The organism is Microvirga sp. BF8, from assembly GCF_059888585.1.
Map to the genome: position 1 here is coordinate 3,229,737 of NZ_CM187619.1, position 18,052 is coordinate 3,247,788.

The window sequence follows — 18,052 nt, forward strand, 5'->3', positions numbered from 1 at the left end:
CGGCCATGGCGAACACCGGACCCTACCGCCTCGATCTTCCTGCTCAGGCAAGCGACGCGGAAATCCTATCGCAGGTGAAACGGGCACTGCGCGAGGCGGATCGATCTGCAGTGCTCATCCTTGCAGGTTCCTTTGCCGGAGACGTGACGGATACCAAGGCCCATGGCGATGTGATCGGCCTGCTGCTCGACGCCGCGATCCCGATCCTTGCCCTTCCTTCGGGCCTCATCGGACAGCGCGGCCTCGCCCTTCTTCTGGCAGCGGATCGCATCGTCATCGACGGCGAAGCGAGCATGAGCGGCAACTGGAGAGCAAGCCCCGGGCTGTGTCCCCTGCTCCAGGAAAAACTCGGGTCAACCCTGGCCAGGACGATCGTCTTCGACCCATCCGCAGACGTTCTCACCCGCTTCGTCGACCTCGGGCTCGCAGTGGTTCCGAGTGATCCTGGAGGCCACGTGCGGGAGATCGTTGCTGCCCTTGAGGATGGTCTCGGGCGTCGCCTCAAGCGATCACTCAAGGCCTCAAGCGAGCTGCCGCTGAAAGAGGCCATCAATTTCGACCTGTGGTTTTCCATTTCCCGACACGCGAGCGCCTTATGACGACAGATGCCCGCTTCGACGGCCCCGGACCGGATGAGATTTGGCGTTCTGCCGTTGCCGAGGGGCGCTTCCTGCTCCAGCACTGCGGAGCGTGCGGCGCCTGCCGTTTTCCACCCGCCCTCGTCTGCGCATCATGCGGCTCTCCCGACCTCGTGTGGAAAGAGGCGTCGGGGCGGGGAGCGGTATACTCGTCGACGACCGTCCGTGAGCGTGAGGGCAGCTACAACGTCGCGCTCATCGACCTCGCGGAAGGTGCACGCATGATGAGTCGCGTCGAGGGGATCGATCCCGGTGCGGTTCGCATCTCCATGAAGGTGACTGCACGCATCGTCCAGAGCCCTGAGCCGATGGTGGTCTTCTTTCCGGACGAGGGCGAGATTCAATGACCCACCCTCTGCGCGGACGCGCCGCCATTGTCGGTATCGGAAACACGAAGCGCTGGAATGCACCCGGGCGCACCCCCTTCGACCAGCTGCAGGAGGCGGCAATCCTCGCGCTGGAGGATTGCGGGCTCTCATTGAAGGATGTCGATGGTCTCTTCTGCGCCATCTCCTCATCCGGTCTTCCGGTCCTGAACGTCGCCGAACGCCTCGGGATATCCGTTCGCCACGCGGACGGCACCATGGTGGGCGGTGCCTCGTTCCTGTTCCATCTCCAGAGCGCCGTCGCCGCCCTGGACAACGGTTTGTGCGACGTGGCGCTGATCTGCTACGGCTCCAACCAGCTCAGCGCAGGCGGCAAGCTCGTTTCCATGCCCGACCCGCAACCCTATGAGTCCCCGTACAAGCCTCGCTATCCGATTTCGAGCTACGCGCTCGCCGCCGCAAGGCATATGCATGACTATGGCACAACCCGCGAAAACCTCGCCGACGTCGCCCTCGCCGCCCGCGCCTGGGCCAACCTCAACCCGGATGCTTTCGCCCGCGGTCCGCTCAGCCGCGACGAGATCCTTGCCTCCCGCATGGTAAGCGATCCTATCACGCGGGCCGATTGCTGCCTCGTCACGGACGGCGGCGCAGCTTTGGTGCTCACCCGAGCCGAGCGGGCACGCGACCTTCCCAGTCAGCCCGCCTACATTCTTGGAACAGGCGTCGCTGTCAGCCACAGGCAGATCGCCGCCATGCCGGACCTCACGACCACGGCGGCGGTGCAATCCAGCCGGAGAGCGTACGAAATGGCGGGCGTCGGTCCAGCCGACATCGACCATGTGATGGTCTATGACGCCTTCACCATCACGACGCTCCTGTTCCTGGAGGATCTCGGCTTCTCTTCCAAAGGAGAGGGCGGAGCCTTTATTTCGAGCGGAGCCATCGCGCCAGGCGGGACTTTGCCGGTCAACACCAATGGTGGGGGATTGTCGTGCAACCACCCGGGGATGTACGGCCTGTTCACGATCATTGAAGCGGTGGAGCAGTTGCGGGGCAACTGTGGCGCACGGCAGATTGAAGGGGTCGAAGTCGCGCTCGCTCATGCCAACGGAGGCGTTCTCTCCAGCCAGGCGACCGCGATCCTCGGCTCGACAGCAACGATTTGAGACAAAGGGAGGAGCAATCATGCCGGGAATGCTGGAAGGCAAGGTGGCCGTCGTCACCGGGGCGGGCCAGGGCGTCGGGCGGGCCATTGCGGAAGGGCTTGCCAAGGCGGGCGCCAGCGTCGTCGTCAACGATGTCGGCGTGACGCTCACCGGAGAGACGGAGAACGCGTCGGCGGCCGAAGAGGCGGCCGCCGCGATCCGCAATGCGGGCGGCCAGGCTGCAGCGAGCCGTGATTCCGTGACAGAATGGGCGAGCGCCCAGCGCATCGTGCAAACGGCGCTCGACAATTTCGGCCGTATCGACATCGTGGTGAACAACGCCGGCATTCTCCGGGACGCCATCTTCCACCGCATGGAACCGGATGATTGGCGAGCGGTGATCGACGTACACCTCCACGGCAGCTTCAACATCAGCCGCGCAGCCGCCACGCATTTCAGGGAGCAGCAATCCGGTTCCTACATCCATATGACCTCGACCGCAGGCCTCGTCGGGAATTTCGGCCAGGCGAACTACATGGCCGCCAAGCTCGGCATCGTCGGCCTCTCCCGCGCCATCGCCATGGACATGCAGCGGGCCCATGTGCGTTCGAACTGCATCGCACCCTTCGCCTGGAGCCGAATGGTCAGCTCCATTCCCACCGAAACCGAGGCCGACAAGATCCGTGTCGCCAAGCTCAAGCAGATGACGCCGGACAAGATCGCACCCATGGTGACCTTCCTCGCGTCGGACGCCGCCAAGAACATCTCCGGCCAGATCTTCGCGGTTCGCAACAACGAAATCTTCCTTATGAGCCAACCTCGTCCCGTGCGCGCGCTGCACCGCGGCGAAGGCTGGACGCCCGAGGCGATTGCCGAACAGCTTCCCGGCGCCTTCGGTCCGTCGCTCACGCCGCTCGAGCGCTCGGCTGACGTTTTCTCCTGGGATCCGGTCTGAGCCATGCCCATCGACCCTGAAAAACTCTTCGCGCTACGGTTCCCTGAGATTCGGCAGAGCTATATCTGGCGTGACAGCGTGCTTTATGCCCTGGGTACCGGCTACGGCATCGACGCTACGGACGAACGGCAGCTGCGTTTCGTCGACGAGACAAAGTTGAAGGCCGTGCCCACGATGGCGAACGTGCTCGCCTATCCGGGGTTCTGGATGCGCGATCTCGATACCGGTATCGACTGGGTGAAGGTGGTGCATGGCGAGCAGGCAATGCGCCTTCACAGGCCCCTGCCGCCTGAAGGAGAGGTCGTAGGACGCACACGCATCGTCGATCTCGTCGACAAGGGGCCCGGAAAGGGCGCGCTCGTCTACGCGGAGCGAGTGATCTCCGATGCAGCGACGGGTGAGAAGATGGCGACCCTGCTCCAGACCGTCTTCTGCCGTGGCGATGGTGGATTCGGCGGCAAGAGCGAGGCGCCGCGCGCGCCTCATGCCATCCCCGAACGCGATCCGGACTTGTCTCTCAACATGCCGACCCATTCCCAGATGGCTCTGATCTACCGACTGTCCGGCGATCTCAACCCGCTGCATTCCGATCCTGCCATCGCCAGGAAGGCTGGATATGACCGTCCGATCCTGCATGGGCTCGCAACCTATGGTGTGGTTGGCCACGGGCTGATGGCCGCACTCTGCGAATATGCACCGGAACGTGTTGTCGCGATCGAGGGACGCTTCTCCGCGCCTGTCTTCCCAGGGGAGACGATCAGCATCGACATCTGGCGGGACCGGCCAGGGCGGGCCGCTTTCCGTGCCCGCATCGCTGCCCGCGACGCCGTCGTGTTCAACAACGGCCTTTTCGAATACGCGGTTTGAGGAGACGACCTATGGATTTCCGGCTTACGGAGGATCAGCGGGCCCTGCAGGAGAGTGCCCGCCGCTTCGCGCAGAACGAGTTGCCAGGGCTCGCCGTCGAAATCGAGAAGACCTCGCATCCCGTGCCGCACGACTGGCTCAAGCGCTATGCGGAAATGGGATTTCTTGGCATCAATGCCGATCCGGATCTGGGTGGCCTCGGTCTGTCTCATCTCGACGCCTTCCTCGTCATGGAAGAGTTTGCAAAGGTTTCGGTGGGCGTCGCCTTTCCCATTTTCGAGTGCTGCGCGGGTCCGGTGCGGATCGTCGAGCGCCTGGGCCATCCATCCCTGCGGGAGCGCGTCGTCCCGAAGGTTGTCGCGGGCAAGATGCTGGTTGCAATCTCCATGTCGGAACCCGATGCGGGCACGGCCCTCACGGATCTTCGCACCCGCGCCCGAGCGGATGGCGACAGCATCGTGATCGACGGGACGAAACGCTGGTGCTCCGGTGCGGGCCATTCGGAGGGCTATGTGGTGTTCTGCCGGTTCGATGGAACGCCGGGAGCCAAGGGGATCGGCGCCGTCTTCGTCGATAAGGAGACGCCCGGACTCACCTTCGGCCCGCAGGAAGAACTCATGGGCTTTCGCGGCGTTCCCTCTGCCGACATGAATTTTGAGAACGTCAGGGTGCCCCGGGAGCATCTGCTCGTCGGTCCTGGCGGGTTTCCCAGCCTCATGGGTCTCTTCAACATCGAGCGGCTCGGCAACGCCACGATGGCGTTAGGCGTGGCGGCTGGAGCGCTTGAGCACGTGATCGCCTATGTCCAGGAGCGAAAGCAATTCGGCAAGCCGATCGTCGACTTCCAGGCCGTTCAAATTCGCCTCGCCGAGATGGCCATCAAGGTCGAAGCCGCCCGTCTCCTGATCCACCGGGCAGCCGCCAACGCAGAACAGGGTTTGCCGGACGCACGCGAGGCGTCCATTGCAAAATGCTACGCCAACGAGATCACCCGCGAGGTGAGCGCGGCGGCCCTGCAACTCATGGGCGGCTACGGCTATGCCAGGGAGTATGGCATGGAGCGGCGGCTGCGCGATTCCTTCGGCTGGGGCATCGCGGGCGGAGCCATCGACATTCAGAAGGTCAACATCGCAGCCGAACTCGTCGGCCGCCGCTTCGACCAGAGACGGTGAGACGCGCGATGGGCTCGAAGACCGTTCTGATCGCCGGAGCGTCGGGCGTGGTCGGACACGCCGCGGTCGAGCACTTTTCCCGTCTCGCGGAATGGAACACCATCGCTCTCTCCCGCCGGAGCCCCAATATTTCGACGGACCGTCCCTATCGCCACATCTCCCTCGACTTGCGCGATGCACAAGCCTGCCATGCCGCCGTGGACGACATGCCGGAGGTCACGCATCTCGTCTACGCGGCATTGTATGAGAAGGCGGGCCTGGTGGAGGGCTGGCGCGATCCGGAGCAGATGGCCACCAACCTGGCCATGCTGCGCAATCTTCTGGATCCGCTCACGAGGAAATTTGGAAATCTCAGGCATGTGAGCCTTCTGCAGGGCACGAAGGCCTACGGCATTCATATCCATCGCATCGCCATTCCGGCGCGGGAGCGCTGGCCCCGCGACCCGCACGAAAATTTCTATTGGCTGCAGGAGGATTACCTGCGCGAGGCATCCGGCCGCCATGGCTTCGGCATGACGATCTTTCGCCCGCAGGTGGTCTTTGGCGATGTGGTTGGCGTCGCGATGAATCTGACGCCCGTCATCGGTGCCTATGCGGCCATCTGCCGGGAAGAGGGCATTCCGTTCTGTTATCCTGGAGGGCCGGCCTACGTGCTCGAAGCGGTCGACGCACGCCTGATGGCGCGGGCCCTTTCGTGGGCGGCGGAAGCGCCGACCGCGCGGAACGAGACATTCAACATTACCAATGGCGATGTCTTCGTCTGGCAGAATGTCTGGCCCTCCATCGCCGAGGAACTCGGCGTCGAGCCTGGTCCGGACAGGCCGACATCCATGGCCGAATTCCTGCCGTCCCAGGAGAAGACCTGGAGTCGCATCGTCGAAAGACACGGGCTGAAATCCATCTCGCTTCCGGCGTTGCTCGGCGAGTCCCATCACTATGCCGACTTTACCTTCGCCTACGGTGCGCAGCACAGACCGCCCCCCGCACTGGTCAGCACCATCAAGCTCCGGCAGGCGGGGTTCGGCGATTGCATCGACACCGAGGACATGTTCCGCGACCTGTTCCGCAGCCTCGCGGCGAAACGCATCCTGCCGCCGACTCGTGGCATGCAGACATCATCCGCTCAACGGCCGAGCAAAGAACACGCAGGGAGGACACCATGACGGAGAAACGCTGGGTTCGGCGACCGGAAGGCTCCAACTGGGGTGATTTCGGACCCGAGGATCAGGTGGGGCGCATGAATCTCCTCACTCCGGAGCGCCGCCTGCGCGCCATCCGGGAAGTGACGCACGGCCAGACCTTCACCTTGAGCCTGCCCCTCGACTATCCAGGCGGCAATGCGCTCTTTGAGTTTCGCAAGGAGCCCCGGTTCTTCCATGAGCGACGCGGCCCAGGGCACAATTACAACTTCCGTCTCAGCAATGTCTGCGGCTGTTTCTCCGATATCGTCTCGGACGATGCGGTGCTCCTCTATACCCAGTACTCTACGCAATGGGATGGCCTGAGCCATGTGGGCCAGCTCTTCGACGCTGACGGTGACGGCATGGTCGAGAAGGTCTACTACAACGGCTATCGCGGAGGCATCGACATCGTCGGCCCCGACGATGCAGCGGAAGCCTCCGGCGCAAAAGCTCTCGGCATCGAGCATCTCGCGACAAGCGGCGTCCAGGGACGCGGTGTCCTCGTGGATCTCGAATCCCGCCACGGCCGCGACCGCGCCATCGTCGGCTATGACGAGTTGATGCGGATTCTGGACGAGCAGCGATCCGCCATAGAACCGGGCGATTTCCTCTGTCTCTATACCGGGTTTGCCGATCTGGTCCTTGAAATGGGCAAGAAGCCCGATGGACAGGTTCTCCTATCGTCCTGTTCCGTGCTGGACGGGCGCGACGAACGCCTCCTCAACTGGATTACGGATTCAGGCGTCGTCGCCATCTGCGCCGACAATTTTGCGGTCGAGGCATATCCGGCCAAGCCCGGACCCGGCGAAACCTATCCGGGCCTTCCCCTGCACAATCACTGCCTCTTCAAGCTTGGAATCCATCTGGGCGAACTCTGGTACTTCGCCGATCTCGCCCGGTGGCTCCGTGCCAACGGGCGTTGGAGCTTTCTCCTGACGGCTCCGCCGCTGAGGCTGCCCGGCGCGGTCGGATCGCCGGCGACACCGGTCGCGACCGTGTGAAATCACGTGCGCTGACGGGACGCGGAAGGGCTTTCCGGCACCAGACCAGGACAGGGCGCGCGGCCCAGTCCAATGCCGGGTCGGCTGACACATGGAACTTCCAAACCTTGACCATGGCAAACCTTGACCATGGTCGGTGGGTCGACGTTTCAGCGCGCCCTCCAAGGCCGGCAGAAGGGTCTACGGGACTGATATCCATCCCGCCATGCGCTCCATGATCCCGGCTGGCCTTCGCCAATAATTTGGGACATCCCACATAAGTATGCTTGTTATCCCAAATTCTGTCTTCTAGGCTTCACAAAAAGCCTGGAGAAGGGCACTCAATGGGAACGCTCACGCATGCATACAACCTGTCGCTTCATCGTTCGGATGCGCTGGCGGACTGTTCAAGGTCCGTGCCGTCCCTGGCATTGGCTGGCTCAACGGCTATGATGGGCTAAAGGCCAAGACCATGCCGGCGACCGGCTAAACACCGCGTCGTTCGCAGCCCTCTGCTGATGATACGGGTTGCCGCATAGGAGTGATTTTCCTAACCGGCTGCCGTTCTGCTGCAGGCAATGGGAAGGTAGTCTTCCCAGCCTCCGAAACCTCATAGGTTTGAAGAATGTCCGAAATCGTCGTCAATGCCGTGTCGAAATCCTGGGGAGGAGTAGGAGGCGTGAACGGCATCAGCTTCAAGGCTGACGCCGGGAGCCTGCTTGTGCTCCTTGGCCCCTCCGGATGCGGCAAATCCACGACCTTGCGCCTGATCGCAGGACTGGAAGAGGTCGATTCGGGCACGATCACCATTGGCGGACGCGATGTAACCCACCTGTCTCCGGCCGAGCGCCGCATCTCGATGGTGTTCCAGTCGTACGCTCTCTTCCCTCACCTGAACGTCGCCGAGAATATTATCTTCGGACTGAAGGTTCGCGGCGTTCGTCGGGCCGAGAGAGACGTGCGGCTGAAAAAAGTGGCCGATATTGTCGGCCTGAGCCATCTGCTGGAGCGCAAGCCGTCTCAGCTTTCCGGCGGCCAGCGTCAACGCGTCGCCCTTGGTCGTGCCATCATTGCGGAGGCGCCCGTCTGTCTCATGGACGAGCCTCTATCGAACCTCGATGCCAAATTGCGCCACGAGATGCGAACCGAAATCCGCAGCCTGCAGCAGCGGCTCGGAATGACCATGGTCTACGTCACTCATGATCAGACCGAGGCCATGACCATGGCGGATCGGGTGATCCTCATGCGCGATGGCTCTATCGAGCAGAACGGCGCGCCGCATGAACTCTACAACCTTCCTGCCAGCGACTTCGCGGCCCGTTTCATCGGCACTCCGCCCATGAACATCATCTCCTGGCGCGATGGCGCCATGCTGGGGGTGCGGCCGGAGCATATTTCACTTGTGGAGCAAGACGGGATTCCCGCCACCGTGAGGGCTGTCGAGTATCTGGGCGCGGACACCATCGTGCTGTGCGACGTGGAGGGTGAGACCGTGGCCGTACGCCGGACAGGGTATTGTTCGCTGCAATCCGGCTCCAAAGTCGGACTGGCTTGGCAAAACTGTCACATACATCTGTTTGAGGGGGACAGCGGGAAGCGTCGCGAAGGTGGTTTCACCTCCCGAGATGCCTTCTCCTGAAAGAGCGTGAGCGGCCCCGTGGCTGCAAGCGTGTGACTTCCAACACCCGAGGGGGAGACGATGAAGTTCAAAACCAAGGCCCTGCTGACAGCCGGTCTGATGGCCGTCGCAAATCTGGGCGCAAGCGTCGCTCAGGCTGTCGACCTGACGATGTATTATCCGGTCGCCGTCGGCGGCCCCGTCACCAAGATCATCGACGATATGGTCCAGCGGTTCCAGAAGGAGAATCCGGACGTCAAGGTCGAGGCCGTTTATGCGGGCAACTATACCGATACGATGACCAAGGCGATGACCGCCATGAAGGGCGGTCAGCCCCCGCAATTGTCGGTTTTGTTCTCCACCGACCTCTTCACGCTCATGGATGAGAAGGCGATCGTGCCGATCGACGAGATTGCCGGCGCGGACGGGAAGGCCTGGCTGAGCGGCTTCTATCCGGCCTTCATGGAGAACGGGCGGATCGAGGGGAAGACCTGGAGCGTCCCCTTCCAGCGCTCCACCATCGTCCTCTACTACAACAAGGACGCCTTCAAGGAGGCAGGTCTCGATCCCGAGAAGCCGCCGGCAACCTGGGCCGAAATGGCGGAGATCTCGAAGAAGCTTCTGAAGAAGGACGCATCCGGCAACGTCACTCGCTGGGGCGTTGAAATTCCGTCAACAGGCTATGGCTACTGGATGCTTCAGGCGCTGGCGATCGAGAACGGCCAGAAGCTCATGAACGAGGCCGGGAACAAGGTCTTCTTCAGCGACAAGAAGACGGTCGATGCCCTCCAGTACTGGGTCGATCTGGCTGCCAAGGAAGGCGTCATGCCGAAGGGCGCCGTGGAATGGGGAACCCTACGCACGGATTTCCTCGAGGGCAAGACCGCCATGATGTGGCACACCACCGGCAACCTGACGGCGGTGAAGGAAGGCGCGAAGTTCGATTTCGGCGTCGCCATGCTTCCTGCCAAGGAGCGTCGCGGCTCTCCCACTGGCGGCGGAAACTTCTATGTCTTCAAGAGCGCGACGCCCGAGCAGCAGCAGGCTGCCGTCAAGTTCATCCGCTGGATGACGGCTCCCGAGCGCGCCGCGGAATGGAGCATCAAGACCGGCTATGTGGCCGTGACGCCTGCAGCCTATGAAACCGAGACGATGAAGAATTACGTCAAGGACTTCCCGCAGGCGGTCGTGGCGCGCGACCAGCTTGAGCACGCGGTGGCCGAGTTGTCGGTGCATGACAACGGGCGCATCTACAAGATCCTCAACGATGCTGTGCAGGCGGCCGTGACAGGTACCCAGAGCCCCCAGGAGGCTCTCGAGAGCGCCCAGAAACAAGCTGACCGGGTCCTCAATCGCTACAAGTAGTCAGCGAAAGCGTGTGCCGCGACGGCCTCTGTCGCGGCACATATCCTCCGTCATCCGGGAGATGTCCATGACAGCCGCCGTCATGAGCGCAGTCGGGCCGAAGGCCGGCTATCGCAGCAACTGGCGTACAACCATCAATGCCTGGCTCCTGCTACTGCCTGCAATCGTTCTCCTGGCGGCCTTTACGCATTATCCGATCCTGGCAACGCTCTACCACAGCTTCTTCTCCCTCGGCCGCAGCGGCCCGGCGGAGTTCGTTGGCCTCGAGAACTACAACTATATGCTCGAGGACGATGTCTTCTGGCAGGTCCTGCGCAACAATCTGCTATTCGCCCTGGCAACAGTGCCGACGAGCATCGCTCTCGCCCTTCTGATGGCCGTTTGGGTGGACAAGAAGATCGCCGGACGCGCCTTCCTCCGGCTCGCCTTCTTCACACCGACCGTTCTGCCGATGATTGCAGTCGCGAATATCTGGCTGTTCTTTTACACTCCCGACTACGGCCTCCTCGATCAGTTCCTGAAGTCGCTGGGTTTCTCGGGCCATAACTGGCTCGGCGATCCGTCGACTGTCATGACATGCATCGCCGTGATGGTGGTTTGGAAGGAGGCCGGATTTTTCATGATCTTCTATCTCGCGGCCCTGCAGACCATTCCGCCCGAGTTGAAGGAGGCCGCTTCCATCGAAGGCGCGGGCAGGTGGTACTTCTTCCGCCGCGTGACATTGCCGCTCCTGATGCCGACAACCCTTTTCATCTCGATCAATGCATTGATCAACTCGTTCAAGCTCGTTGACCAGCTCGTCATCATGACCAAGGGCGGTCCGAACAACGCCAGTTCGCTGCTGCTCTACTACATCTACGAAGTGGCCTTCAATTTCTGGGATACGGCCTATGCCGCCACGCTGACCGTGACCCTCATTGCGATCCTGGCTGCAGTGGCGCTCACCAAATTCATGTATCTCGATCGCAGGATTCACTACCAATGAGACGGACCGGTTATTCGATCGAGACGATCGCCGCATGGGTGCTCGCCCTGCTATGGCTATTGCCCTTGGCCTATAGCCTGTGGAGCGCATTCCATCCGTCCGAGTACGCCACCCGCCTCGACCTGACGGCGCCGCTCACGCTGGACAACTTCTTTCGCGCGTGGCGCCAGGCGCCGTTCGCGCGCTACTACCTGAATACGCTGATGCTGGTCACTCTGGTCCTCGCAGGCCAGCTCGTGATCTCGACGCTGGCGGCTTATGCATTTGCACGCTTTCGGTTTGCGGGCCGTGACATCCTGTTCGCACTGGTCCTCGTGCAACTCATGATCATGCCGGACGTCCTGATCGTGGAAAACTATCGTGTCGTCAGCTGGCTCAATCTCCTCGATACGATTCCGGCCATTGCCCTGCCTTACATGGCATCGGCCTTCGGCATTTTCCTGCTGCGGCAAACCTTCAAGAGCGTGCCGAACGAACTCGTCGAGGCGGCGCGCGTCGAAGGTGCGTCGTCCTTCGGTGTGCTCTGGCGCGTCTTCGTGCCGCTCGGCAAAACCACTTATATCGCCTTTGGCCTCGTCTCGGTCAGCTACCATTGGAATAACTTCCTCTGGCCGCTCATCGTCACGAATTCCGTGGAGAGCCGTCCCCTCACGGTCGGTCTCGCGGTCTTTGGCGCCCCGGAAACAGGAGTCGACTGGTCGGTGATCACGGCGGCAACCGTCATGACCATGGCGCCTTTGCTCCTGGCATTCCTTCTGTTTCAGCGCCAGTTCGTTCAGTCTTTCATGCGCGCTGGAATTCGGTGACCGAGGCCGTCAGACGGGCATCCGGTGCAGGTCTCGTCAGACGGTCGATTTCACGGCCCCCTCCCCTGTTCGGGGCCCGGGATCCGTGTTTGGATCCTGGCCGGCTTTCGAGAAATCACACGCTCCGTTGGCTGCGAAACGATCGAGCCGGCTGTTGCGGATCATGGCCTCGGCTCGCGTTGTCCGAGCTTGTCTACCCGCCCGTCCGCATGGGGCAACTCTGCGCTGACACAGCACTGAGGAAGCCTGCTGCGCGCGGTACTTGGCGCAGCACCTGCCGCGCCTCGACGATCGCGATCTTCTGTTCGACAAGATCCGCAAGCGCGCTTTCACGCGAAAGGGCCCGCAGATCACGAACTGCATCCTTCAGCTCCTGCAAGGTCGCGCCGTCGATGAGCTGGCGCTCCGCAATATCCAGGGCTTCATCAAATGCCATAGGCAACTCCTTTTCAAATTCTCGGATGGGAAAAAACATCCTGATTGAGGCAAAGCTTGGCCATTCGTGAAGCGCCTGTGAGGCATTTCACGGACTGGCCGCGAAAGAAAAAGGCCGCTGCTTCCAGCGACCTGAAGTTGGGAAATTCATTCCAGAGGGAACGACACGAAAGGGAGGACATATCGTGTCCTCCCTGAGATGGGGACGCAAAGCCGCTTCCGCCACCGACAAAACCGTCGAGGTGCCATGCACCCGGTGCATTGGTCCACGGGGAATCGCCTCGACACCTGGAAGCGGAAGCATCTGCATCCGAGGGCAATCTGCCTGCAGCTTTCATGGCACACCATGTGGCTCCATGTTTCAGCCCGACACGATGGATGATCATCCTCTCCTTGCTGCTCGATCCAGCGTGCCCAGCATCAGCAAGAGTCCGCTCTCGCCGATGTTGGAAGGTGCGGATATCGTGCAGGCACCGAACTCCGGCCCTCCTTCGAGGAAGCTAGGAGTGACCGTCACGTGGGGACCTGAACGAGCCCGGAGCGGTCCGGACCGGAAGATCCAGCATTGCCTTTTCGCTCGGGGCAAGATGGCGGACCGCTCCTTTCGGAAGGTCGCCAAGTTGCACTCCGCCCACTCCGATGCGCACAAGGCGAAGAACGTCGGCGCCAGCTGCGCCGACAAGGCGCCGGATCTGGCGGTACTTGCCCTCGTTCAGAACCACCTCGATCCATGCATTGCGTGAGCCCACGCGCAGGATGCTCGCTGATTTCGCGACGAGTCGTTCGCCCTCAATGACCATGCCTGCCTGAAGCCGGTCCAGCATTGCCGGGTCCGGCCTGTGATCGATCTGCACGTGATAGACCTTCTCCACGTTCGAGGCAGGATCCAGCACACGCTGCGCCCAGCGCGTGTCGTTGGTCATGAGGAGCAGCCCCTCGCTCGCCTTGTCGAGACGACCGACCGGCGAAACGAAGGGAAGATCGAACCCTTTCAGGCAGTCGTAGACCGTCACCCGCTCCTGTGGGTCGTCGCGGGTCGTGACAAGACCGCGCGGCTTGTTGAGCATCAGGTAGACTTTGCGCTGAGCCACGATCGCACGATCGTCGACGGTGATGCGGGCCCGGCCTGGATCGACACGGCTTGCCGCAGTGCGGACGACAATGCCGTCGACGCGTACACGCCCTTCGGCAATCAGGACCTCGGCCTGCGTGCGAGAGCAGAATCCGAGCTTTGACAGGGCTCGAGGCAGACTGACAACGGCGCCGTTCGGACGTTGCAACCCTCCGCCCCTCCGCGATGGAAATTGCTTCATGATGCTGTCGCTCCGGCTCAGCTCATGAAGAAATGCTGCGAGATGCACACCTCGATAGCGTCTGCGTCGTGACCGATAAGGCGGGCCTCTTCATCGCGGCGCGTCAGAACCTGATCCGACATCCAGGCTGCATTCAATTGATCTCGCTCCTGTAGATTGGTGCATGCTGCGAAAGAACCGTTGCTGAACCGCGTTCATGGCGAGTTCTGCCGTAGAGCGCAATATCCTGTCGCGTGCTGCGTCAATCGGGGACATACGCTGCCCCGCCGTTGCTCGACCTCGCTCCACGTCCTTTGCATGCTAGACGCCGAGACAGCCCACGGGCTTGTATTTCCGGCCGATCGGGCTATCTTGTCCCTTATGAATCTGCTCGTGAAACATCCTCGCCTCACGGTGCATGCGGGCTGCCTCAAAGCAGGCAGGTAAGCCCCAGGAGCGGGCATGACCATGGTGGTCGCCAGCGCTCCGGGGCATGAATTCTCTCTCCCATGACCCATTCACCGTCCACGCGCCTCTAGGCGCGGGTCGGTTCGCCGACTCCGCACAGCGTGCAGCGTCGCTCCTGCATGTCCAGCGGAATGGCCATTCCCGAGGAGGTTTTCATGAACGCGCAGCACGAACTTCCGCCGATTATCCTCGCCGAGAATGACTACAACCGCCTGCTGTTCACCGCGATGATCCGGCGGAAGCACAGCCGTTGGGTCTCCGACTTCCTGCTCAAGGAACTGCGTCGCGCTGTGGTTTGTCATCCCGCGGAGCTTCCGGACGATATCGTCTCGACGAACTGCCGCGTCATCTTCCGCCTCGATGGCGAGCCAAAAACACGTGCGCAACTGCTTGTCCATCCCGAGGACTTGATTTGGCCCGGCGCGGAAATTTCTGTGACGACCCCGCTGGGGACGGCACTCCTTGGGCTGCGCGTCGGGGACCACATGTCGTTCGTGGAGGCCGATGGGCAGGTCCACGATGTATTTGTCGAGGGTATCGGCCTCCGATTCCTGGATGACGGTTCAACGGTGACGCGAGCACCTCGCGGCATGACGTGGGCCTGAGGCGAACTGCACACCATGATGGAACACGAAAGCCTTCCGCCTGTCACCATATCGGCGGGCGACTACGACCGCCTCGCCTGGGTGGCGACAGCCGGCGCGCAAAGCCCACGAGATAGAACGGCTGCGGAGATGCTCGCCAACGAGCTGATGCGTGCCACGGTTCTGGCCGAGCAAGCCATCCCGCGCTTCGTGGCGACAATGCATTCACGGCTGGAGTTCCGGGACGATGTCACTCTGGAAATCCGGCGTATCACGCTTGTTTACCCCAGCGAGGCCGATGGAAAGCCGGACAGGATTTCCGTGCTGAGCCCGGTTGGAGCGGCTCTGATCGGACTTCGCGAGGGTCAGTCGATTACGTGGCGGGCAGCAAGGGGACGGCGCAGTCTGACGCTGGTGCGCGTCCTCTTCCAGCCCCATGGACGGTTGGTGGAACTCTCGTGGGACATGGGACAGCACTCACTGTATCTCTGAAACCAGCGATACGGCGAGGATGAACCATCGTCATGACGATCGGATCGCAACCCGGTGGCGCTCCTGAAGGGCTGCGGCTTAGCGACTGCACTTGGAGCATCAATTCCAAGTGTGGACTGCACTGTCGGGCCCGATGCTCATAACGTTCGGCGCCGCGGCGGATGCGGAGGCCCGCATCCGCACGACGCGCTGGAGCGCCGGAGGTTTCGACACGGGCGCTCTCTTTCCTGTCGCAACGTCCTCACGCGGGATGTGCATCCACCTTGTCGCACATTGCATCAGGCGGGCTGAGTGTCCGCAAGGGCAGGTTCGCGCACCTGCAGCACCGTCAATCGCTTGGACTCGCCCGTACGCGTGGTCCAATCAATTGATTTCCCGACAGAAAGTCCAATCAGGGCAGTCCCAATGGGGGTGAGCACCGAGATCCGTCCCATCGAGATGTCGGCCTCCCTCGGGTAGACCAGCGTTACCGTCTGCACCCGTCCTGTCATGTCGTCGCGAAAATCCACCTCGCAGCCCATCCGGACCGCGTCGACGGGATGGCGGCCCTTCGGAAGGATGTGCGCCCGGTCGAGTTCCTCCGCGAGTTCGGCTGCGACCTCGGGCACGGTGTTCGCGGCTGCGTTGGCGAGCGTAGAGAGCTTCTCGTGGTCTGTTGCCGTCAGAGTGATGCGGGGCTTGACGGCGCCCGCTGTCTTTTTCGACATCTCAAATCTCCTGTTCTGTTGACGCGACGGCAGCCTTCAGGCTGCCGAGGGGCCGGGATCGTCGTTGTCTTCGTCTTCAGGTGCGTGCGGATCCGCAGTCTTGTTCGGATCGTGGCGCTGCTTCGGCATCAGCCGGACGATCTTTCCGTTCGGTCGATCCGTATCCTGCGACACGGGTTTCGGTGACGCCTCATCCGGCGACTGATGCATGGCACGATCTCCTCTGCGTTGAGCGTGAGTCTGGGCAAGGGCCGATCCGAGGATCTGCGCAAGGAACTTGGTTGTGGGGTGTCCCACCATGGGACGTGGTCCATCTGCCGGCAGGATGGGTCGTCGACCTGCCAGCTGAGGGGACGTGCGTTCCGCGGTGCGGAACACGAACTTGAAGAAACCATGAAGCATAGTGCCGCACCGGATGCGTCAGCGTCCGGCCTCACAAGGTATCCAAAAATTGAGGGATCCTGCGGTGCCCCGAACTCGGGGCGCGGATGCGCGTCGAGCCCGGGGCTACTTGCCCGCGATGAGGTTGCCTGCCCGATGCAGGCCGCGACGGTTTTGTGCGAAGCTCAACATAATGGCTCGATGCTGGTACACATCTCCGCGTTTGTCAAATCCCTCCTAGCCACCGGAGGAGACCGACCGGGCGGATCGATGTCGCGCCAGGCATCGCTCGTCAGCACGACATTGATGGCCTCTGCGCCCTTCGCTGATCTGAGGCGTGCCGCAACATCGCGATCGCGGAGCCGGCGCACCACATGGGCCAGAGAGCGCAGATGCGTCGGATCGTCACCATCAGGGCTCAAGAGAAGGAACACGAGATCGGCAGGAATGTCGTCTGCTGCACCGAAATCGTGCGCCGGGTCGAGACGCGCGAGGACACCGACCGGCCGGCGAAGACCTGGAATCGCAGCGTGAGGAATGGCGACGCCGCGTCCGAAACCGAACGAGGACACTTCGCCGCGTTCCAGAACCGCCTCGCGAATAACGCCGTGATCCAGGTGGGTCTCAGCAGCCGCAAGGCGCGTGAGCTCGTCGATGACATGCAAGACATCGCGTGCGTGCAGGTGCGGCACGACACGTGCGGGCGAGATCAGGGATACCATCATGGTCGTCATCATCAATGCCGGCCCATTCAGGGCCGCCTCGAGTTTCCGGGAAAGGGACTGGGCAATCGGCCCACGGCGGCGAGGGTCCACCGCCGCGGGCCCTGGAGCCCGTTTGGAGCCGTCCCGTCCGGAACAGCATGCGCCGCATGAGAAGGCGTGCATTCATGACCCTATGGCAACGCTTGTCGGCCGGGTCGGTTCACGCTCGCGCCGAAGGCTATCCTTAAGAGCCACGGTGCCGCGTACCGGCGCGGGCGCAGCGCGGCCTCTCAGCTCACTCCAGCATAGCGGCCCGGCCGGTGATTGGCGGCCAGGATCAGATTGAGAACAGCCGCTCCGACGAGCGATAGTGCGACTTTGTCGATCTCGAGAACGGAAAGCGATGCCAGAAGGATCAGTGCATCCAAACCCAGTTGAACGTAACCGGCCCGCAATCCGTATCGCTCCTGAAGATAGAGCGCGAGAATGTTGATGCCCCCGAGACTGGTCCTGTGTCGGAACAGGATCAGCAGGCCGATCCCCATGAGCGCACCGCCGATCACCGCGCCATAGAAGGGATTGACGTGCTCGACACTGATCCAGGAGGGAGTCAGCCTGGCGAAGGCGGAAACGAGCAGGACGGCGAGGAAGGTCCTGACTGTGAGCTTCCAGCCCATCCGTCGGCCGGAGAGATAATAGAATGGCAGGTTGAGAACGAAGAAAAGGGGCCCGAACTCAAGCCCTGTCGCATAGTGAAGGAGGAGTGCGAGTCCCGTCGTTCCTCCGGTGAGGAGTACGGCCTTCGAATAGAGCGTCACGCCAAGTGCGACAAGCAGGGTCCCGGTCAGGATCGCCGCGACGTCCTCGATGGGACGGTGTGCGAGTTCCGGCCTTTCAACCGGCGGCGACCCGCTCGCCAGGAGACCTTGCCCGCTCATTTACCCCTCA

The 18,052-nt window shown here is 62.1% G+C and carries 20 protein-coding genes; 14 read left to right on the top strand and 6 right to left on the bottom strand.

What is annotated here, in order from left to right; genetic code table 11:
• Window positions 1-5 precede the first annotated feature (5 nt).
• The 12 genes from AC522E_RS15340 (at window position 6) to AC522E_RS15395 (ending at window position 12,041) form a co-directional block, all read left to right on the top strand.
• Window positions 6-599 (top strand): hypothetical protein, encoded by a 594-nt coding sequence (locus tag AC522E_RS15340; protein ID WP_500747127.1) that lies wholly within the window; start codon window positions 6-8, stop codon window positions 597-599.
• The gene (locus AC522E_RS15345) at window positions 596-985 is read left to right on the top strand and encodes a Zn-ribbon domain-containing OB-fold protein (protein WP_500747128.1); all 390 of its coding nucleotides are present in this window, start codon (window positions 596-598) and stop codon (window positions 983-985) included. The genes AC522E_RS15340 and AC522E_RS15345 overlap by 4 nt, the downstream gene beginning before the upstream one ends.
• Window positions 982-2,133, top strand: a complete 1,152-nt coding sequence (locus tag AC522E_RS15350; protein ID WP_500747129.1) for a thiolase family protein — start codon at window positions 982-984, stop codon at window positions 2,131-2,133. The genes AC522E_RS15345 and AC522E_RS15350 overlap by 4 nt, the downstream gene beginning before the upstream one ends.
• A 19-nt stretch (window positions 2,134-2,152) precedes the next feature.
• On the top strand, window positions 2,153-3,067 hold the full coding sequence (locus AC522E_RS15355; protein ID WP_500747130.1) for an SDR family NAD(P)-dependent oxidoreductase: 915 nt from the start codon (window positions 2,153-2,155) through the stop codon (window positions 3,065-3,067).
• Window positions 3,068-3,070: 3 nt separating this feature from the next.
• The gene (locus tag AC522E_RS15360; protein ID WP_500747131.1) at window positions 3,071-3,934 is read left to right on the top strand and encodes a MaoC/PaaZ C-terminal domain-containing protein; all 864 of its coding nucleotides are present in this window, start codon (window positions 3,071-3,073) and stop codon (window positions 3,932-3,934) included.
• Window positions 3,935-3,945: 11 nt separating this feature from the next.
• Window positions 3,946-5,106: an acyl-CoA dehydrogenase family protein gene (locus AC522E_RS15365; protein ID WP_500747132.1), complete on the top strand. Its 1,161-nt coding sequence runs from the start codon at window positions 3,946-3,948 to the stop codon at window positions 5,104-5,106.
• Between the two features lie 8 nt (window positions 5,107-5,114).
• Complete coding sequence (locus tag AC522E_RS15370) at window positions 5,115-6,269, top strand: SDR family oxidoreductase (RefSeq protein WP_500747133.1); 1,155 nt, start codon at window positions 5,115-5,117, stop codon at window positions 6,267-6,269.
• Entirely contained in the window at window positions 6,266-7,288 is a 1,023-nt protein-coding gene (locus AC522E_RS15375; RefSeq protein WP_500747134.1) for a cyclase family protein, read from the top strand. Before AC522E_RS15370 ends, AC522E_RS15375 begins: the two co-directional genes overlap by 4 nt.
• A 604-nt stretch (window positions 7,289-7,892) precedes the next feature.
• Complete coding sequence (locus tag AC522E_RS15380) at window positions 7,893-8,906, top strand: ABC transporter ATP-binding protein (protein WP_500747135.1); 1,014 nt, start codon at window positions 7,893-7,895, stop codon at window positions 8,904-8,906.
• A 60-nt stretch (window positions 8,907-8,966) separates the two neighbouring features.
• The gene (locus AC522E_RS15385; protein WP_500747136.1) at window positions 8,967-10,250 is read left to right on the top strand and encodes an ABC transporter substrate-binding protein; all 1,284 of its coding nucleotides are present in this window, start codon (window positions 8,967-8,969) and stop codon (window positions 10,248-10,250) included.
• Between the two features lie 61 nt (window positions 10,251-10,311).
• A complete protein-coding gene (locus AC522E_RS15390) occupies window positions 10,312-11,235 on the top strand; it encodes a carbohydrate ABC transporter permease (RefSeq protein ID WP_500747137.1) in 924 nt (307 codons plus the stop codon).
• Complete coding sequence (locus tag AC522E_RS15395) at window positions 11,232-12,041, top strand: carbohydrate ABC transporter permease (protein ID WP_500747138.1); 810 nt, start codon at window positions 11,232-11,234, stop codon at window positions 12,039-12,041. Before AC522E_RS15390 ends, AC522E_RS15395 begins: the two co-directional genes overlap by 4 nt.
• 193 nt (window positions 12,042-12,234) lie before the next feature.
• On the opposite strand, the gene AC522E_RS15400 is transcribed toward AC522E_RS15395, so the two are convergent.
• Complete coding sequence (locus tag AC522E_RS15400) at window positions 12,235-12,477, bottom strand: hypothetical protein (protein ID WP_500747139.1); 243 nt, start codon at window positions 12,475-12,477, stop codon at window positions 12,235-12,237.
• Between the two features lie 499 nt (window positions 12,478-12,976).
• Window positions 12,977-13,789 (bottom strand): pseudouridine synthase, encoded by an 813-nt coding sequence (locus AC522E_RS15405; protein WP_500747140.1) that lies wholly within the window; start codon window positions 13,787-13,789, stop codon window positions 12,977-12,979.
• A gap of 602 nt (window positions 13,790-14,391) precedes the next feature.
• On the opposite strand from AC522E_RS15405, the gene AC522E_RS15410 reads away from it, so the two are divergent.
• Together AC522E_RS15410 and rnk (AC522E_RS15415) are read left to right on the top strand one after the other, a co-directional pair.
• Window positions 14,392-14,841: a GreA/GreB family elongation factor gene (locus AC522E_RS15410; protein ID WP_500747141.1), complete on the top strand. Its 450-nt coding sequence runs from the start codon at window positions 14,392-14,394 to the stop codon at window positions 14,839-14,841.
• 15 nt (window positions 14,842-14,856) lie between these two features.
• A complete protein-coding gene (gene rnk / locus AC522E_RS15415) occupies window positions 14,857-15,312 on the top strand; it encodes a nucleoside diphosphate kinase regulator (protein ID WP_500747142.1) in 456 nt (151 codons plus the stop codon).
• A 278-nt stretch (window positions 15,313-15,590) separates the two neighbouring features.
• On the opposite strand, the gene rnk (AC522E_RS15420) is transcribed toward rnk (AC522E_RS15415), so the two are convergent.
• From rnk (AC522E_RS15420) to AC522E_RS15435, 4 genes are all read right to left on the bottom strand, one after another.
• Window positions 15,591-16,019 carry a nucleoside diphosphate kinase regulator gene (rnk, locus tag AC522E_RS15420; protein WP_500747143.1) on the bottom strand — a complete coding sequence of 143 codons (429 nt, stop codon included), beginning with the start codon at window positions 16,017-16,019 and terminating at the stop codon, window positions 15,591-15,593.
• Window positions 16,020-16,055: 36 nt separating this feature from the next.
• A complete protein-coding gene (locus AC522E_RS15425; protein ID WP_500747144.1) occupies window positions 16,056-16,229 on the bottom strand; it encodes a hypothetical protein in 174 nt (57 codons plus the stop codon).
• Window positions 16,230-16,585: 356 nt separating this feature from the next.
• Window positions 16,586-17,125 (bottom strand): PTS sugar transporter subunit IIA, encoded by a 540-nt coding sequence (locus tag AC522E_RS15430; RefSeq protein WP_500747145.1) that lies wholly within the window; start codon window positions 17,123-17,125, stop codon window positions 16,586-16,588.
• Window positions 17,126-17,394: 269 nt separating this feature from the next.
• Window positions 17,395-18,042, bottom strand: a complete 648-nt coding sequence (locus tag AC522E_RS15435) for a YitT family protein (RefSeq protein WP_500747146.1) — start codon at window positions 18,040-18,042, stop codon at window positions 17,395-17,397.
• Between the last annotated feature and the right edge of the window lie 10 nt (window positions 18,043-18,052).

Excerpts from the sequence above, each read along its gene's own strand:
- AC522E_RS15390 (WP_500747137.1), top strand. The coding sequence starts at position 10,312 with ATGTCCATGACAGCCGCCGTCATGAGCGCAGTCGGGCCGAAGGCCGGC.
- AC522E_RS15405 (WP_500747140.1), bottom strand. The coding sequence starts at position 13,789 with ATGAAGCAATTTCCATCGCGGAGGGGCGGAGGGTTGCAACGTCCGAAC.
- rnk (WP_500747143.1), bottom strand. The coding sequence starts at position 16,019 with ATGTCGAAAAAGACAGCGGGCGCCGTCAAGCCCCGCATCACTCTGACG.
- AC522E_RS15385 (WP_500747136.1), top strand. The coding sequence starts at position 8,967 with ATGAAGTTCAAAACCAAGGCCCTGCTGACAGCCGGTCTGATGGCCGTC.
- AC522E_RS15410 (WP_500747141.1), top strand. The coding sequence starts at position 14,392 with ATGAACGCGCAGCACGAACTTCCGCCGATTATCCTCGCCGAGAATGAC.
- AC522E_RS15395 (WP_500747138.1), top strand. The coding sequence starts at position 11,232 with ATGAGACGGACCGGTTATTCGATCGAGACGATCGCCGCATGGGTGCTC.
- AC522E_RS15400 (WP_500747139.1), bottom strand. The coding sequence starts at position 12,477 with ATGGCATTTGATGAAGCCCTGGATATTGCGGAGCGCCAGCTCATCGAC.
- AC522E_RS15345 (WP_500747128.1), top strand. The coding sequence starts at position 596 with ATGACGACAGATGCCCGCTTCGACGGCCCCGGACCGGATGAGATTTGG.
- AC522E_RS15365 (WP_500747132.1), top strand. The coding sequence starts at position 3,946 with ATGGATTTCCGGCTTACGGAGGATCAGCGGGCCCTGCAGGAGAGTGCC.
- AC522E_RS15380 (WP_500747135.1), top strand. The coding sequence starts at position 7,893 with ATGTCCGAAATCGTCGTCAATGCCGTGTCGAAATCCTGGGGAGGAGTA.
- AC522E_RS15355 (WP_500747130.1), top strand. The coding sequence starts at position 2,153 with ATGCCGGGAATGCTGGAAGGCAAGGTGGCCGTCGTCACCGGGGCGGGC.
- AC522E_RS15425 (WP_500747144.1), bottom strand. The coding sequence starts at position 16,229 with ATGCATCAGTCGCCGGATGAGGCGTCACCGAAACCCGTGTCGCAGGAT.
- rnk (WP_500747142.1), top strand. The coding sequence starts at position 14,857 with ATGATGGAACACGAAAGCCTTCCGCCTGTCACCATATCGGCGGGCGAC.
- AC522E_RS15360 (WP_500747131.1), top strand. The coding sequence starts at position 3,071 with ATGCCCATCGACCCTGAAAAACTCTTCGCGCTACGGTTCCCTGAGATT.
- AC522E_RS15435 (WP_500747146.1), bottom strand. The coding sequence starts at position 18,042 with ATGAGCGGGCAAGGTCTCCTGGCGAGCGGGTCGCCGCCGGTTGAAAGG.
- AC522E_RS15370 (WP_500747133.1), top strand. The coding sequence starts at position 5,115 with ATGGGCTCGAAGACCGTTCTGATCGCCGGAGCGTCGGGCGTGGTCGGA.
- AC522E_RS15340 (WP_500747127.1), top strand. The coding sequence starts at position 6 with ATGGCGAACACCGGACCCTACCGCCTCGATCTTCCTGCTCAGGCAAGC.
- AC522E_RS15375 (WP_500747134.1), top strand. The coding sequence starts at position 6,266 with ATGACGGAGAAACGCTGGGTTCGGCGACCGGAAGGCTCCAACTGGGGT.
- AC522E_RS15430 (WP_500747145.1), bottom strand. The coding sequence starts at position 17,125 with ATGATGGTATCCCTGATCTCGCCCGCACGTGTCGTGCCGCACCTGCAC.
- AC522E_RS15350 (WP_500747129.1), top strand. The coding sequence starts at position 982 with ATGACCCACCCTCTGCGCGGACGCGCCGCCATTGTCGGTATCGGAAAC.